The following is a 16,637-nucleotide window of genomic DNA, read 5'->3' as shown; positions in this document are numbered from 1 at the left end:
AAAGTGCAGTTAGAAGGTACGCTTCGTTGCATTGTTTTTTAGCATACTGCCCGAACGCTTTACCGATAACTAGCTACCGCGGGTTGACGCTAGTCTGGTACTAAAGCACCCGCAAATCTAGATCCATATACACCCTAATACATAAGCTATGATGAAAACAAAAACGCTTTTTTATGGGCTGGGGGCATTGATGCTACTCACCACATCCTGTAAGAAAAACAAGCGGCCGGATAGTGTCCATATTGGCAAGAACAGTACCGCCACGGGCATCGCTTACAACGCAAAAGAAGGTTTTTCAACACCTAAAAGCTTTAAAGGCCAGCCGACCGGACCGAACCTGGTATACATCGAAGGCGGTCGCTTTGTGATGGGTTCGCTGGAAGAAGATGTGGCGGGGGTTCACAATAATGTGGATCGGACCGTAACGGTGCAGTCCTTTTTTATGGACGAAACGGAAATTGCCAACGTTCACTACCTGGAATACCTTTACGCAATTCAACGCGATTCTTCGCAGGAGTTTTACGAAGCTGCTTTGCCCGATACCACGGTCTGGGCCAGCGAAATGGCCTTTAACGATACCTACGTAGAGCAATACTTGCGGTACCCCGGTTTTCGGATGTATCCTGTCGTAGGCGTATCGTGGGTGCAGGCTCAGGACTATTCGGCCTGGCGTACGGGAGCCGTCAACAACGATCTGGCCCGTAAGGCAACCGGTGGTGGTAAAAAAGGAAAGAAAGGAGCCGAAGCACTAGCGGAAGCCACTGCACAGCAGTATTCGGGCGGGCGAGCGGCCATCGAAACGGGGTATGTCTTACCGAACTACCGCCTGCCCACGGAAGCCGAATGGGAGTACGCAGCCAAAGCCCTGATCGGAACGCAGTATCTGGACGAAAATCAAACCCACCAGCGGGTTTATCCCTGGGATGGTTCTTCGCTTCGAAAAAGCTCAGGCCGGAACAGAGGTACGATGCTGGCTAATTACAAACGTGGTCGCGGCGATTACGCGGGTATTGCCGGAAGAAGCAACGACGGGGCCATCATTACGGATGAAGTCTACTCGTATCCTCCCAACGATTTTGGTCTGTACAACATGGCGGGCAACGTCAACGAATGGGTATGGGATGTGTACCGTCCGACCTCGTTCCAAGTGTTTAGCGATCTCAACCCTGTTCGTCGTGATGGGTATTTGGACCAGGCGAAAAACTACGATACGGAAGACTTCAATTCGCTCATTTCGAATCGCTCGCGGGTGTACAAAGGAGGGTCCTGGGCGGATATCGCGTACTGGCTGGCTCCGGGCACGCGTCGTTTTCTGGACCAGGATTCTTCGACGGCTACGATTGGTTTCCGCTGTTCCATGATTGCGGTAGGAAAGAAGCATTAACGTCTTTTTAACAGCTATAAACGGTATAAGCCCTGACCCGGCGGACTATAAATCCGCCGGTCAGGGCTTGGTAATTTCTAATGATTACGTACAAAGCTGTTTCATTCAACAAATAGGTTGTTTTCAAACGTTCAACAGTACTATTTATTTACGAGTTAACTTTTAATCCCTTCAACACCGCCATCGCATCGAGTATTCCTTTTCACCGCTTGCAGTGTCTACAGTCTCTGAATGTATTTCAAAACCGTTTTTCTGGTAGTACTGCACACTCTGCTGATTCTTCTGATAAACGTTAAGCGTGAGTTCGGAACGAATGGTTTTTGCGTAATTTAAAAGCTGGGTGCCGTATCCCTTTCCCTGCTCAAAGGGTGAGATAAAAAGGGCCGCCACGTGGTCGTCAACCAAAGCCAGGAAACCGCATAGCCTTCCTCCACAGTCGATGACGTAAACTTCCGAAGCGGGTAGATACTCCTGAAGCATCGCGGCTTTATTATCTCGCCAGTACGCTCCAGGAATAAAAGGATGGGCGATCAGGGACGTCGTCAGCCAGAGATCGACTAGCTCTGGCAATTCGTAGGGCTCTACTTTTCTAAGGATACGCATGTTCTATGACGAAGGGTTTGGGGAAAGCTTCTGCGTTAGCATCGTAGTGAAAAGCTAAGCAGGAGTCCGCAAAGAAAATGCCTTTTCGAACGCTAATAAGGCACTCGTACTATCTCTTCCCAGCATTCAGGTCTGCTGGCCATGAAAACCCTGTCAAAATACCGCATTACCGTCGATTCTTACCGTTTTCGAGAACTATTCAGGCCGTAGGTTTGTCGCATCCATTCGCAGTACCTGACACCCGTACTACGCTGGGCCGCCTACTTGATTTATCACCTAAATCCATCGAATCGTATGAACAGTGCAACCACGCTTGAGGAACTCAAACCCGTTCCCTATGCACAGGATCCTCATTTGTCGCAGGGGGTAAAAGCCTTTTTGAAAATCCTGAATTCGGCCGGAGGGCCGCCGCTGGAAACCCTGTCACCCCAGGAAGCCCGCCAGGTACTGATCGACGCCCAGGCGTCTGTACCGGTGGATTTGTCGGGGATCGACGAAGCGGAACGGGTGATTACGGCGGATGACTATACTATCAAGCTCAACATCGTACGGCCCGCGGGAATAGCGGAAAAACTGCCCGTGTTCATCTATATTCACGGGGGAGGCTGGGTACTGGGCGATTTTCCCACACACAAACGACTAGTCCGTGATTTAGTGGTGGCGTCTGGATTCGTAGCTGTCTTCGTCAACTATACGCCCAGTCCGGAAGCTCAGTACCCCCAGGCCACCAATGAAATCTACGCCGCTACTAAATGGGTGGCTGAACACGGCGATGAAATTAACGTGGACGCCACCAAGCTGGCCGTAGTAGGCAATAGCGTGGGTGGCAATATGACTGCCGTAACCTGCCTGAAAGCGAAAGAAAACGGCGGTCCCGATATTAAATGTCAGGTACTGTTCTGGCCCATTGTCGATGCGGATTTTGAAACTGATTCGTACAAACTCTTTGGAGAGGATCGTTTCCTGACTACCCCGCTGATGAAGTGGCTGTACGATCAGTACACCACCGATCCGGCGGAACGCAAACAGATTTACGCTTCTCCCTTGCAGGCTACCGTTGAGCAGCTCCAAGGACTTCCACCGGCCCTGATTCAAATCGCTGAAAACGATATTCTACGCGATGAAGGCGAAGCTTACGGACGCAAACTAGATGAAGCAGGCGTGACCGTCACGACCATCCGGTACAATGGGATGATCCACGATTTCGGATTACTCAATGGCTTAGCCGATCTCCCGCCCGTGCGGTCGCTCTTTACGCACGCCGCGGCAGAACTCAAAAAATACCTTCGTTAAATCCTCCCATTTCTCTTCTACGCATGGGAACACTCAAACGCGTCGTATTCGGCGTACTAATCACTTTACTTATGGCCGCAACGGAAGAATCGATGGCTCAATCAGCCACCACTGGCGTTAAAAATGTAGTACTGGTGCACGGCACCTGGGCCGATGGCTCCAGTTGGTCAAAGGTGATTCCGCTTCTGGAAGCCAAGGGCTTGCACGTGGTGGCGGTACAAAACCCTCTGACTTCGCTCGGCGAAGACGTGGCGGCAACTAAACGGGCCATTGAGTTACAGGAGGGGCCGGTACTACTGGTGGGCCATTCCTGGGGAGGTGTCGTGATCACCGAAGCAGGCAATCACGATCAGGTTGCTGGACTCGTCTACGTAGCGGCGGCGGCTCCCGATGAAGGACAGTCCTTTCTGGAACTGGTCCAAACGGCCCCGGCCACTCCCGGCAATGATGAGATTCGGCCCGATAAGTACGGCTTTGTCAGCATGTCGCCGAAGGGTATTTTCGAAGACTTTGCTCAGGATCTACCCGAATCCGAGCGAAAACTGATTCTGGCCACGCAAGGACCGCAGGCGTTTGCAGCCCTGAAAGAGAAGATTTCGAAAGCGGCCTGGAAAACGAAACCCTCCTGGTACATCGTGGCGGCCAATGACCGTATGATCAACCCTGATCTCGAACGGACGTTGGCTAAAAAGCTCAAGGCTACTACGGTAGAAGTGTCCACGAGTCACGTCGCGATGCTGGCTCAACCGGAAAAAATTGCTTCGGTTATTATTGAAGCGGCCAGCAAAGTCAAAACCAAATAAGGACTAGAACGCAGCGGGCGTCGATGGCTACACCCGCTGCGTTCTGTTTATTTTTTATGCCAGAGAAGCGTTGCGAACTTCTCTTTTTACCTCTTACCTTATGAATAGCTCCATTTTAGGTCTGCATCACATTACGGCTATTGCTAATAGTGCGAAACGCAACTATGATTTCTATACCCAAGTGCTGGGCTTACGCATGGTCAAAAAAACGGTCAATTTTGATGACCCGACGACCTATCATTTTTACTACGGCGATGAGCAGGGTACGCCCGGTACCATTCTGACTTTTTTCCCCTGGGAAGGAATTGGACCGGGTCGAAATGGCATTGGCATGGCTACGGAAATCGGATATTCCGTTCCAAGAGATAGTCTGGATCAATGGGCCGAGCGCTTTCGGAAGCTGGGTGTATCCATGGGGGAACGGACCGAACGTTTCAGCGAAACGGTACTTCCGTTTTCAGACCCTGATGGACTGGCCATTAGCCTGTTGGCTACGAATCAACCGGAGAAACCGGCAGTCTGGGAAACGGCAGAAGTAAAGCGGGATATGGCAACGCAAGGTTTTCATAGTGTAACGCTCACCCTGCAAAACATAGAGGCTACGGCTAAAATCCTGACCGACGTATTTGGGTATCGTCAGCTTGCTCAGGAAGGGAATCGATACCGATTTCAGACCGATGCCGTATCTACTGCGTCGATTGTGGATTTGCTGGAAGAACCGAAAGGTATACTCGGACGCAACGCCGCCGGAACCAATCATCACGTAGCCTTCCGGGTCGCTAACGAAGCGATTCAAATGGAATTTAGGGAGAAAATCCTAGAAAGTGGCTTACAAATCACCTCCAAAATCAACCGGGATTATTTTTTCTCGATGTACTTCCGCGAGCCTGGAGGCGTCCTGTTTGAAATTGCAACCGATAATCCCGGTTTCACCGTTGACGAGCCATTGACGGAATTAGGAAGTCAGCTGAAACTGCCTCAACAATACGAAGGCTCACGGGCAAAAATAGAAAAAGGGCTACCGCCGCTGGATACGAACTAAACGAGTTTAGATGTTTCACTTACCGCTCCGAATTTGGTAAATAGTTTGTCAATCAACCGTATTCTTACCTTCTTATGAAAACGATTGGACTTTATGGATTTGGCCGGATTGGCCGGCAATTCCTACGAATCGCTCTACAGCACCAGTGGTTTGTACCCACCGCTATTGCGGACATTCGCGATGAACCTACCCTGGCCGCTTTGTTTGCCGTTGATACCAATTACGGTCGATGGCCGGAGCCCGTTTCGGGCAGTGAAGGTCTACTTACCATCGGCGACCGAAACATTCCCTACTACAATTCCGCGAAGGAAGTACCGGACTGGTCAGCTCTGGGCGTGGATCTGGTGGTGGACTGTACGGGCCGGGCTACAACGCGGGCCGGAGCCCAGGTTCATCTGGATCGGGGAGCTAAATACGTACTGGTGAGTGCTCCCAGCAAAACGCTGGCCGATTGTGATGCAGTACTGCTAAAAGGGATCAATCTGGATACGTTCGATGCGGCAAATCACCGGATCATTAGCATGGGGAGCTGTACAACCAATGCTCTGGCCGCCGTGGTCAAAGTGATCCTGGAAAACTTTGGCATCCAATACGGACTCTTCTCAACGGTTCACTCGTATACCAACTCCCAATCACTGACCGACCAGCCCATGAAAGATCGCCGCGATTCCTGGGCGGCAGCGGAGAATATTATACCCTCGTCGTCGGGGGCTGCCCGGGCTCTTCAGTTTATCTGGAAAGACCTGCAGATCACGGGTAAGGCGTACCGCGTTCCCACCCGCACGGGGAGTATTGCCGAACTGAATCTCATTACTGAAAAGGATTGTACAGTAGCGGAAGTCAATGATGCATTCCGTAAAGCGGCCACCGATGGGCCTTTGCAAGGCGTAATGGACGTCCTGGAAGATCAGTGGGCTTCTTCTCGTATCGTCGCCGACCCACATTCGTCCATCGTCGATTTACCCCTGACGGCCAAAGAAGGCAAATTATTGTCCGTAGCCGCCTGGTACGATAACGAGTGGGGCTTTTCCAATCGTTTGGCCGAGGTCGCGGCTTTTCTACGGGAACGAATTTAAAAAAGATCCTTGAAAGGGCTTGATCATTAGTAGCTGGGAAGGCCCTGCAAAAAAGAGGTTAATCCTTCTTTGCAGGGCCTTCCCAGATTCGCGATGGGTCGGATTATAGGTGCAAATATTAAGGTTGTACAGCAAGCGGTTCAGTTAGTAAGTAGGTGTCTACTATGGTAAGTTCAAGGCTTGTCGCTAGGTCTGGTTCGTTATCTTCCCAAATCACGTATAAGAGACCCGGAAGGGACCCCAAAGCTTCTAGATAGGAACCATAAGCCCTGGCTAATCCCTAACCTAACTTGCGTGGAAGCTCGTATATTTATTGTGAGCTATTTTTGTTTGTGGCCACTTCTAACGAGCAGTGCTACTGCCGCTTCATCGAATGTATAACGATTGGCAAACCATTCAACGAATCAGTACGGGAAAACCTACGCGTTCAGTTCTTGTCTTGGGTCTGATTTTGTTCAGCTTATCGGCGATTGGACAGAACATCAACCGACCCATGGTCAATCAGTTGTTGCTTCAGTTACGCCACAGTAAAGCGGACGAAAACCGGGTGCATGTGTTGATGGAACTTGGCAAGTTTCATATCTATAAGCCGGGGGAGGCCAAAATTGATTTAGATAGTGGACGAACGTATCTGAATCGGGCTAAAAAATTAAGCGACTCCCTGCACTTGTTAAGCTGGTACCATGATGCGGAAAGTATGCTGGTAGTGGCAGATTTGGAAGAAAGAAATACGCAGGGTGGTCAGGCTCGGTTGATGCGATTAATCCATGATTGTCAGCGAACCGGCGATCGGCTGGGGGAGGCCAATACCCGCTTCAGGTGGGCCGTTTGGTTACGGAATAGTAGTGAGGATTACCAACCGGTCTTTGCTAATTTCCGTCAGGCGGCCGCCATATATCGGTCTTTACCTAGTCCTGAAAAGGAAATCAGTGCCCTGAAAGAAATGGCCGATACCTATCTCTATCAGGGAGATCTGGACAGTGCGGAGGCGGGTTTGAACCAGGCATTAAATCGCTACAAAGCCATTAAATACCCAAAGCTCCATTACACCTATAATTCCTTATCCAGTGTAGGTATCCTGAAGGGCGATTATGAAAAAGGCTTACGCTATGCTCTTCTTAGCATTGAAAACATGCATCAAACGGGAGATACGGCTTCTGCCGCCGCCTATTACAGTGACTTAGGGCGTATTTATGAGGAGACGGGCAACCATCCGAAAGCCTTGGAATGGTACAAAAAATCACTGGTGAAGTGGCGACAGGAAAAGTTAGCCAACTTTGCCATGTTTAACACCGCCGGATTCATTGCCAAGGATCTGATTGCTCAGCATAAACCGAAGGAAGCTCTTCAGTTTCTGAATAAACTGATTCAGGAAATCCCCACCAATACATTTATTCAAAAAGCCTGCGTGGCTCAAAATTTAGCCTATTGTTACGATGCCTTGCATCAGTACCCCGTAGCCGAACACTATTACAAAGAAGCCCTCGCTTGGTACGAAAAGAATAAGCTGGATTTTGAGGCTTCTCAAAAGGCCGAGCAGGACATTGGGACCTTTTATTTGAAGCAAAAAGACTTCGCAAAAGCCGAATTTCATCTTCGCAAAGCACTGAGTTTTTCTCCGCAAAAAAACGCCCGTTCCACCATCAAAGATATTCACCTGCTCTTATTCAAAGTGGACTCGGCCCGGGGTAATTACGTCTCAGCCATTCAACATTTTCGGCTACACAAAGCATTGAGTGATTCGCTGTTTAATGAAAAGAAAAGTAAGCAGATCGCCAGTTTGCAAATCAAATACGATACCCGAAAAAAAGAGCAGGACATCGCCTTACTTCGGGAACAAAGCCGACTCCAGCAAATTGAGCTTAGCCACGAACGAACAACTCGCAACGGCATTATCGTCGGGGCCGTTCTCCTGGCCGGATTATTAGGCGTTAGTTACCAGCAGTACCGGCTCAAGCAGCGGAGTAATCAGCTTTTACAAACGAAGCAGCTCGAAATCAATCGTAAAAATGATTCGCTGGAGCAAATTCTACTGGAGAAGGAAAATCTGCTGGAAGAAAAAGAATGGATGCTGAAAGAAATCCATCACCGGGTAAAAAACAACCTGCAGATTATTTCCAGTATGCTCAATACTCAGTTGAATTTTCTACAGGATTCTAACGCCCGCACGGCCATCAAGGATAGCCAGAACCGGGTACATGCCATGGCATTGATCCACCAGAAACTATATCAGTCGGAACATCTGGCTTTGGTAAACATGGCCGAGTTTATCCATGAAATCGTTGATTACCTGATGGAATCCTTCCCGCAAACGGAGCGTATCCGAACCAAACTGGATGTGTCGGGAATTCAGATGGATGTTGCCCAGGCCATTCCCATTGGGCTGATCATTAACGAAGCCGTAACCAACTCACTTAAATACGCCTTTCCCCACAATCGTCCGGGATTAATTGGGATACAACTACAGTTGTTACAACCGCATCAGTACCGCGTGAGGATTTACGATGATGGCGTAGGCTTCCCCCAGGAACTAAACCTTGAAGATTTACCCACGCTTGGACTCACCATGATTCGGGGCCTGAGTCGACAAATTGGAGCCGATCTAGTGATCAATCAAGCGACTGGGGTGGAGATTTGTTTAGAATTTGGCGGTACACCCAAAGCGGAACGAGCCAAAGAAAGGCAGGTTGTACTGGATAGGCCGGTTTAGCTGTTGGTCGGTTTAGTATACCCGCTGATGTTTAATTTCTTCATCCGGGCTTCGAGCGTGGTAGGTTTCAAATTCAGTAGTTCCGCCGCACCACCGTTACCCCGAATGCGATTGCCTGATTTAGCCAAAGCCGCCAGAATAGCCGTCCGCATGGTTTTTTCAATGGGCTGTACCTGCTCTGCCGAAGGGCTGGAAAAAACCAGTACGCCAGATAACGGACTCGTTCGTAAAGGTTCCGCCAGCTCCAGCGTAGCGGTAGGAGATAAGATGGCGGCTCGTTCCAGGACGTGTTCCAGTTCACGGATATTCCCCGGCCAGTCGTAGGTAAGCAGTTGTTGCAGGGAAGTATTGGCGATGCTCGTCAGCGGTTTGCCTAATTTCTTACTGAGACGCCGGAGAAAATGCATGGATAAGGGGCGAATATCCTCAGGTCGCTCACGGAGCGGGGGGACGACAATGGGAAATACAGCCAGACGGTAGTATAAATCGGAACGAAATCGCCCTTGGGCTACTTCCTGCTGCAGGTTCCGATTCGTAGCGGCAATGATTCGGGTGTCGATCTTGATCGGACCTTTACCCCCCAACCGCTCAATTTCTCGTTCCTGAATGGCCCGTAGTAATTTGGCCTGTAATTCGAGTGGAAGCTCCCCGATTTCATCGAGAAATAGGGTACCGCCATTCGCTAATTCAAACTTGCCAATCCGCTTTTCAGTGGCCCCGGTAAAGCTTCCCCGCTCGTGCCCGAACAACTCCGATTCGATGAGTTGGGCCGGTAAGGCGGCACAATTGACTTTGACAACCGTTCGGCCTTGTCGCGTAGATCGGTTGTGGATGGCTCGGGCTACCAGCTCTTTACCCGTTCCGGTTTCACCCAAAATCAGTACCGTTGCGTCGGTTCGGGCTACCTGGCTAATGTTGGTGAACACGGCTTGTAAGGCAGCACTGGAGCCAATAATCTCTTCGAAATTATGGCTGGTCTTGATCTCTTCGGTGAGGTAGGTTTTTTCGAGTTCGAGCTGCTCACTCAGGGTTTTGATGCGTTCAAAGGCCAACAGGTTTTCCAGGGCCATTCCCATCTGAACGCTAATATCCTGTAAGGTGCTGAGATCTTTGTAGGTGAAGGCATAGGGGGCCCGACTGGCCAGTACCAACGAGGCCATGGCCTGATCTTTGATGAAGATGGGCACGTACATGACCGAAGGCAAACCCAGTTTCTGGTAGAGATCACTCACGGCATTACCGGATGGGCCATCCGTAAACTGGCTGCCGACGCAAAGGGTGGGTTTCATAAGCCAGTAGGGCATATCGGACAAAGACTGTTGCCAGTCGGCGGGCTGCAGGCCGTGCCGTTGCATCAGTTCCTGCTCGGTTACGGTCACAAAAACACCGACTTCTTTCTGAGCTATACTCGTCACGGAAACCGTTTCCGGAGCTGGACCAACCCGGTACAGGGTAACCATATCTACGGGCATTCGTTCGTTGATACTACCCGCCACCTGGGCCAAAACGGACCGGACATCACTACCATTTCGAAAGGCATTGACAATCGTTAGTTCGATGGCTTTCAGCTGGCGGCGAGCCTCTAATTCTTCGTAAGCCAGTAAATTATCCAGAGCCAGGGCAATCTGAGGCGTAATCAGACTAACGGCCTGGTACTCTTTCGGCGTAAAACCCTCCAAGGACGTACTAGATACAATAATCGTAGTTCTGGAATTACGCTTGAGCTGAATGGGAAAGAGCATCAGCGATTGTACCTGAAAATGATCCCGGCAGGAGCGGGCGGTGATGTAATGCTCACAGAGTTGCTGAAAGTCTTCACCGACAAAGATTCCCCTTTGTTCACCCAGTCGATCCGGAGCTTCCCGATCCAGTTTGTCCAGCATTTGCCCATCCGTTTGGCTGGGTAACAGAGCGGTTGGGTTGATCCGTACAAACGTATGTTCTGACGTTTTTTCCAGCATCAGCCAGTAAAAAGAGGACTCATCTGGTAAGCCAATCCGCAGGTTAAGAAAGGAAAAGGGGACGAGTTGATTAATCTGCTGAGCAATGGCCAGACACAGCTGATCCCGATCCTGAATGGTAACAATAGCGTTGTTGACGGCAATCTGAATGGCCTGTTGCTGCCGGAGCTTGGCTTCTTCGCTGTGAGCGTGACGATAGCGGGCTAGTTCCAGCGTGGTCAGTACGTCTTTTTCGCGAAACGGCTTGGTCAGAAAGCCGAAGGGCTGGGTACGTTTGGCCGCTTCGAGCAGCTCGTTGCTAAGATTAGCCGACAGGAAAACGAACGGTATGGCCTGTTCTTTCAGCCATTCTGCCAGATCAATACCCGTTTCTGGCCCAATGAGTAAAATGTCCAGTAAAACAATATCCGGTGTTTGCTGGGCCATGCGTTCCTTGGCTTCCTGTACGGAGGCCGCCAAACCTAACACATCATACCCCGCGTTAGTTAGTATCCGTCGAAGATCGTGGGCAATCAGAAACTCGTCCTCCACCACTAGTAGGGAAGGGAGTCGGTTCAGTTCACCGTAGTAAGCCATAGCCGTTTTGTGAATTTAATGCGGAGTAAAGATACAAGAGGCGATTTACTCACAAACGAAGCTCCAATATATTGGAGGCTCTATTCTATTGGAGGTGAGTTTTAGCAGCGTGTAGGTCTTAAAGGTTTGACTGTCAGGCAATAGTGTTTTGGAAGGTCTATTCATGACCCTTGGCATTGTGTTGGCGAGCGTATCACTAGCTGATGCTCTATCTTTAAAAATCCAAAACTATGAAACGCTTCCTTTCTAACGAGTCTCTTCTTGCCCAGCAATTTGAAGCCAACCATTGGCCTATGTCGGTTAATAGAGATCCCTCATACTCATACGAAATTGTGCTGATTCAGGCCGGTAGTGGCTCCTATCAGGTGAATGGAAATCAGTCTAGGTACCAGGTTGGGGATGTGTTTTTTCTGGGACCCTCGGATAGATACAGTTTCAAGATTTCTCAAAAGACCTGCTTTTATAGTCTGTTGTTCTCCATTCCTTACGTAGCCAGTCTGATGCCGACAGCGGGTCAGGGGTGGCCATACGTCGTCGACTATAGCGTACCGTTATCGGGTACACTCATCAGTAATTCTAGTGAGCAACGAAGTCTGCTGGCCTTAGTAGAAATTATTCTGGCGGAACAGCAGCTGCACGGCGTACTGGCGAATTCGGTCGTTGAATCGCTGATGAAAACCATTTTGAGTTTATTAGATCGGTATCTTGCTCAACATTCGGTTAGCGAATCTGCCCGGTCGGTAAGCCCTTCGGCGTTTATCCAACGCGTACTGACGTACATCGGTCAGCACATTACGGAACCTCAGTTGTTGCGAATGGAAAACATGGCGGAGGTATTCAACTATTCCGCCAGTCACCTAGCGGCCCTATTTAAGCAACAGGTGGGCGAGTCCATTCAGCAATACATCATTCAGTACAAACTCAATCGGGTAGCCACTCGGTTAAGTCTGAGTACCCTGACCATTTCTCAAATCGCAGATGAATTCGGTTTCTCCGATGTTTGTCATTTAAACAAACTTTTCAAACGACATTACCAGTACACCCCCACGGACTATCGCCGGAGTTTAGCAGTATCTTGACCGCACGCGTTTTTATTCGTGAAGAACGTTTCTGTAGCAGTTGAACTTTGGAGTGGTCTACCGTCGTTTCTGGTTGGACAGACTATTCGCATCCAATAGTACTTCTCTCCCAGGTTTGTCTTTCCGCAGGGAAGCGTGTATTTTTAACCGTATCACTTTTTGTAAACAGCAGCCATGTCTACGATCCATTCATTACCGGAGGGCTTCAGCCAAAACGATCAGCTACCGATCCGAATCGTTTCGCCGGATTTTGGTCATCTATCGCCGGAGGTCGCGGATCAATACGGTCTTACGCATCGCTTACCCTACTACTTTTTTATTTTTGTACTAGAGGGGTCAAGCCAGTACGGCGTGGATCTGGATACGATCGACGTTGGAAAGCACGAGGTACTGTTCTGCTTACCCCACCAGATTCAGCAGCTTCCCATTCATATTCACGCGAAGGATTATTATAAACTGGGCTTTGATGAAGCCTGCCTGGCCCAACTACCGAAGCCTTATCCGTTCTTGCTGAATCCACTGAACCAGCAGAAAATCCGATTTTCACCCGCTGCTGCTGGTCGGGTACAATCCATTTTCGAAATGCTCCAGACGCTATTACGCAGCCCGGATACGGAACCTGAATTGATTCTGGCCCATCTGAATAGCCTGCTTACGGAGTTGAACACCGCCTATTTTGCAGCGGACAAGAAACCGACGGATGACCGACTCGCAAAATTCATTGGCTTTAAAGTATTTGTTGAAAACAACCTGATCGATCATCCGAGTATCAAAGCGATTGCCGAGGAACTGGCCGTGAGTACCGACAGCCTGTGCCAGATTGTCAAACACTATTCCGGTCGATCGCCCAAGGAATTCATTACCAACCGTCTTATTCTGGAAGCCAGACGTCGGCTGTACTACGGTGAACGCTCGTCCGTAAAGGAACTGGCCTTTGAACTGGGCTTTAATGACCCGGATTACTTCTCCCGGGTATTCAAAAAGGAAACGGGGAAAACGGTTGCCGCGTTTTTTCAGGATTTGTCCTGAACCCATCGGCTTTCGTCCGGCTCCGCTAAGCGTACACGCCCGAATTTTGTTCCGTATTTAAATCATACGTAGATGAACAAGCCATTCGGAAAAATACTGTTAACGGGTGTAACCGGTCTGGTGGGAGCACGCCTGCTCCCCCGTCTCATGGAAGCGGGTTGGGATTGTCGGGCACTGGTACGTGCGGGCAAAGACGTACCGACCGGCGTGTCGATTATGGAGGGCGATTTGTTTGACGAGGCCTCGCTTATTCAGGCCGTACAGGGGGTGGAGGCCATCATCCACTTGGCCGCCGTCTTCCGTACACCAGACCTGGATTTGATCTGGAAAAGTAACCTCGAAGGTACGCGAAACCTGATTGCTGCCGCTAAAATCCACGCTCCCAACGCCCGATTTATTTTTGCCAGTACCACGCACGTCTACGATGCCGGCAGTTCGCATCCCGGTCGCGAGGACGATCCTGTTCATTCGGAGCATCCGTACCCCGCGAGCAAAGTGGCCGCCGAAAAAGAAGTACAGGAAAGCGGTCTGAACTGGTTGATTCTGCGATTTCCGTTCGTGTATGGCGATGGCGATGGTCATCTGGAAACGCTCCCTCAGCATTTGAAAGCTACGCAATGGCATCCCGCCATGCGAATGAGTACCATTCACCACCGCGACATCGCTACGGCCATGCACCTGGGCCTGGCCGGGGCTTTCGATGGCCGCATAGTCAATATTGCCGATGAGGGTCCCGTTTCGATTTACGAACTGGTGCAGTTAGTAGGCGAAACCCTGGAGGATTCAGCGGAGCCGCTTCCCAATCCCTGGTACCTGCATGCGGATGCTTCACTGGCCCGTAGTTTGGGTTTTCAGCCCGTCGTCAGAACGGTTTATCAGGCCGTGCAGGAAAAGTTACTGTAAGACAGGTCTGAACTTTGAAAGTGATCAGGGCGTACCCAATTCTTGCCGGGCAAACTCAATCCAGCTCGTTTGGGCAGGGACCTTACGCATGGGAGGGATGCCCGTATACTCGTACTGAACCAGAGCCGGATTTCGGGTCGTGGAGCTTTCCAGTACGTAGGCTGAATTAGGAACCGGTATCGTCATGATATTGCCGTAGCCAATGTATCCCCCGGAGTTTTCTCCGACGGTAACTACTTTTTTACTCCGCATACCCGCTAACACGAACGTTTCGCAAGAGCTGCCGCAGTTACGGTTATACAGAATCAGCACTTTTCTGGGCTTTTCCAGGCGGATTTTAGAGGTGCTATCCGCTTTCGGCTGATCCTGACGCAGGCGTATAAACGTTCCTTCCGGCACTTGTTTCATTTGCTGAATCAGGTCCTTTCGGTAGCTGGTCAGGGCTGGATTGGGACTGTTTTTTAGCAAGTTTTCGTACTGTTTGATGATGCCCGATGTAGCCAAATATTCCGTAAACGAATCATCGGTGGATGGGTGGGTATACAGCAAGGGAAGCAAACGTTGATAAGCCAGCGAACTACCCCCGCCATTGTCGCGGACGTCGATGAGCAGATACGGCGTTCGTTGCAGAGCGGGCGTCAAGGCCTGAAAAGTAGAATCCAGCGTGGAAAGATACTCCCGACTAAAGGTACTGATGCTTAAGTAAGCCGTACTGTCATCCAGTAGCTTAAACGTAGTGAGGGCCGTAGGAATGGAATCCTGGGTATGTTTAGAAGCAGTCGTAGCGACGGGATAGAGTTTCGTCCACTCGCCAATCCGGGTGACGGGCTGATCAATGGTTAACAATTCCAGAGATAAAGAATGGTCCTGCAGATACCCCTGATACTGGTAGGTGTCTGCGGCCATTCTTTTGAGTTCAAGCTTTACCTGGCCGGGCTTCCAGGTCGGACTTTTGGTTTGCAACAAGACGCCATAATAATCCCGATAGGCGTTCTTGTTTTTCTGAATTAGCACCTGATATGAGCCATACAGGTCATAAATACCTTCCACCGGATCGTTTGAATGTTTGACATAGTTGTACGCCTTTGCCGAATCCACAGCTACGGTTTCGGTGTTGCGAAAGGCGGCTGAGGCCAGGAATGCTTTGAGTTGATCGGGATCACTGACATCGAGGGTACTTGCCGCATGCACCTGCGAGTGATGATCCTTGAAATAAGCCATGTACTGATGTAAAAACAAACTACAGCGGCGTTTCCCCTCTTTCTGTATTTGCCGGCGAATGCCCCGTTTGAACGTTTCATACGCGGGTCGTTGATCAGCGGTTACGACATGCCGGAAAGAAGCCTGATTTTTCTCTACGTAATTCGAAATGAAAGTAAACGCTTCCAGACAATCGCAATCTGCCTTTGGGGTCGTTTGGGCGAAAACCGTTGGGTCGGAGACTAAACTACCAAGCAGAAAAATCAGACAGAAAAACGGGTGTTTAACGATCATTTTCAGTTGATTATACTGGTGAAGCATACAAAATAAGAAATGTATGCTTCTTAAATGAAGGTTTGTAAAATTTTGTTTACCTAATGTATGCTTTCAAACGGTACTGATGAGCTAGAAAGAATAGTGGATAAGAACGGCAATTCTCAAGAAAATCCGCTACAATCTCAATCAATACCGACACTCAGAATCGAGGTGCCGAGTCTAGTTTTGACTTACGAAACAGTTGGTCAAAACCCTTTCTCCATTATGGATTATTCATCCCTACTCCGTCAGTTGTATCAGGATTTCAACGCCCGTCAGATTGACCGCGTACTAGCTCATATGCACCGCGATGTGGCCTGGCCCAATGGCTGGGAAGGCGGTTACGTGTCTGGTCACGACGAAGTACGAGCGTATTGGCTTCGACAATGGCAAGAAATCGACCCCCATGTGGAACCGCTTGCGGTGGAAACCCGACCCGACGGTCAACTCGCCGTTCACGTACATCAGGTGATCAAGGATTTAAACGGTCAGGTCGTAAACGATACGAAACTGTATCATGTTTACCGTTTTGAAGCGGATAAAATCCAAACGATGGTTATTGAACACGAATAGAGGATCAGAGCAAACTTTCGGGTGTTTCGTACCAATAAAAAGGAAGCAATCGCATGGATCGCTTCCTTTTTATTGGTACGAAAGAAATCA

13 protein-coding genes are annotated in these 16,637 nt (G+C 49.8%); 10 read left to right on the top strand and 3 right to left on the bottom strand.

The window, feature by feature from the left end; all coding sequences use genetic code 11:
• The first annotated feature begins 148 nt into the window (after nt 1–148).
• Nucleotides 149–1,384 carry a gliding motility lipoprotein GldJ gene (gene gldJ / locus C5O19_RS15490; RefSeq protein WP_104714206.1) on the top strand — a complete coding sequence of 412 codons (1,236 nt, stop codon included), beginning with the start codon at nt 149–151 and terminating at the stop codon, nt 1,382–1,384.
• Between the two features lie 171 nt (nt 1,385–1,555).
• Here the strand turns inward: gldJ and C5O19_RS15485 are convergent, their stop codons facing one another.
• Nucleotides 1,556–1,987, bottom strand: a complete 432-nt coding sequence (locus tag C5O19_RS15485) for a GNAT family N-acetyltransferase (RefSeq protein WP_104714204.1) — start codon at nt 1,985–1,987, stop codon at nt 1,556–1,558.
• 294 nt (nt 1,988–2,281) lie between these two features.
• Between C5O19_RS15485 and C5O19_RS15480 the strand changes: the two genes are divergently transcribed.
• The 5 genes from C5O19_RS15480 to C5O19_RS15460 all read left to right on the top strand — a co-directional run bounded on the left by C5O19_RS15480 (nt 2,282) and on the right by C5O19_RS15460 (nt 8,911).
• A complete protein-coding gene (locus C5O19_RS15480) occupies nt 2,282–3,280 on the top strand; it encodes an alpha/beta hydrolase (protein WP_104714202.1) in 999 nt (332 codons plus the stop codon).
• Nucleotides 3,281–3,303: 23 nt separating this feature from the next.
• The gene (locus tag C5O19_RS15475; RefSeq protein ID WP_104714200.1) at nt 3,304–4,083 is read left to right on the top strand and encodes an alpha/beta fold hydrolase; all 780 of its coding nucleotides are present in this window, start codon (nt 3,304–3,306) and stop codon (nt 4,081–4,083) included.
• Between the two features lie 100 nt (nt 4,084–4,183).
• Complete coding sequence (locus C5O19_RS15470) at nt 4,184–5,125, top strand: ring-cleaving dioxygenase (RefSeq protein WP_104714198.1); 942 nt, start codon at nt 4,184–4,186, stop codon at nt 5,123–5,125.
• A gap of 74 nt (nt 5,126–5,199) precedes the next feature.
• The gene (locus C5O19_RS15465) at nt 5,200–6,201 is read left to right on the top strand and encodes a type I glyceraldehyde-3-phosphate dehydrogenase (RefSeq protein WP_104714196.1); all 1,002 of its coding nucleotides are present in this window, start codon (nt 5,200–5,202) and stop codon (nt 6,199–6,201) included.
• A 373-nt stretch (nt 6,202–6,574) separates the two neighbouring features.
• Complete coding sequence (locus C5O19_RS15460; RefSeq protein ID WP_104714194.1) at nt 6,575–8,911, top strand: tetratricopeptide repeat-containing sensor histidine kinase; 2,337 nt, start codon at nt 6,575–6,577, stop codon at nt 8,909–8,911.
• Here C5O19_RS15460 and C5O19_RS15455 read toward each other — a convergent pair.
• Entirely contained in the window at nt 8,908–11,448 is a 2,541-nt protein-coding gene (locus C5O19_RS15455) for a sigma 54-interacting transcriptional regulator (protein ID WP_104714192.1), read from the bottom strand. The two genes, C5O19_RS15460 and C5O19_RS15455, sit on opposite strands and share 4 nt — an antisense overlap.
• A gap of 230 nt (nt 11,449–11,678) precedes the next feature.
• Here C5O19_RS15455 and C5O19_RS15450 point away from each other — a divergent pair, with 230 nt between their 5' ends.
• From C5O19_RS15450 to C5O19_RS15440, 3 genes are all read left to right on the top strand, one after another.
• Complete coding sequence (locus C5O19_RS15450) at nt 11,679–12,527, top strand: AraC family transcriptional regulator (protein ID WP_104714190.1); 849 nt, start codon at nt 11,679–11,681, stop codon at nt 12,525–12,527.
• Between the two features lie 174 nt (nt 12,528–12,701).
• The gene (locus C5O19_RS15445; protein WP_104714188.1) at nt 12,702–13,556 is read left to right on the top strand and encodes an AraC family transcriptional regulator; all 855 of its coding nucleotides are present in this window, start codon (nt 12,702–12,704) and stop codon (nt 13,554–13,556) included.
• A 72-nt stretch (nt 13,557–13,628) separates the two neighbouring features.
• Nucleotides 13,629–14,459 (top strand): NAD-dependent epimerase/dehydratase family protein, encoded by an 831-nt coding sequence (locus C5O19_RS15440; RefSeq protein ID WP_104714185.1) that lies wholly within the window; start codon nt 13,629–13,631, stop codon nt 14,457–14,459.
• Nucleotides 14,460–14,483: 24 nt separating this feature from the next.
• On the opposite strand, the gene C5O19_RS15435 is transcribed toward C5O19_RS15440, so the two are convergent.
• A complete protein-coding gene (locus C5O19_RS15435; protein WP_104714183.1) occupies nt 14,484–15,980 on the bottom strand; it encodes a S41 family peptidase in 1,497 nt (498 codons plus the stop codon).
• Nucleotides 15,981–16,199: 219 nt separating this feature from the next.
• On the opposite strand from C5O19_RS15435, the gene C5O19_RS15430 reads away from it, so the two are divergent.
• Complete coding sequence (locus C5O19_RS15430; protein WP_104714180.1) at nt 16,200–16,547, top strand: nuclear transport factor 2 family protein; 348 nt, start codon at nt 16,200–16,202, stop codon at nt 16,545–16,547.
• The last annotated feature ends 90 nt before the right edge of the window (nt 16,548–16,637 follow it).

The sequence above is a fragment of the Siphonobacter curvatus genome (assembly GCF_002943425.1).
GTDB classification, from domain to species: Bacteria; Bacteroidota; Bacteroidia; order Cytophagales; family Spirosomataceae; genus Siphonobacter; species Siphonobacter curvatus.
Note: the sequence above shows the minus strand (reverse complement) of the source record. Positions and strands in the feature narration are given on the sequence as shown.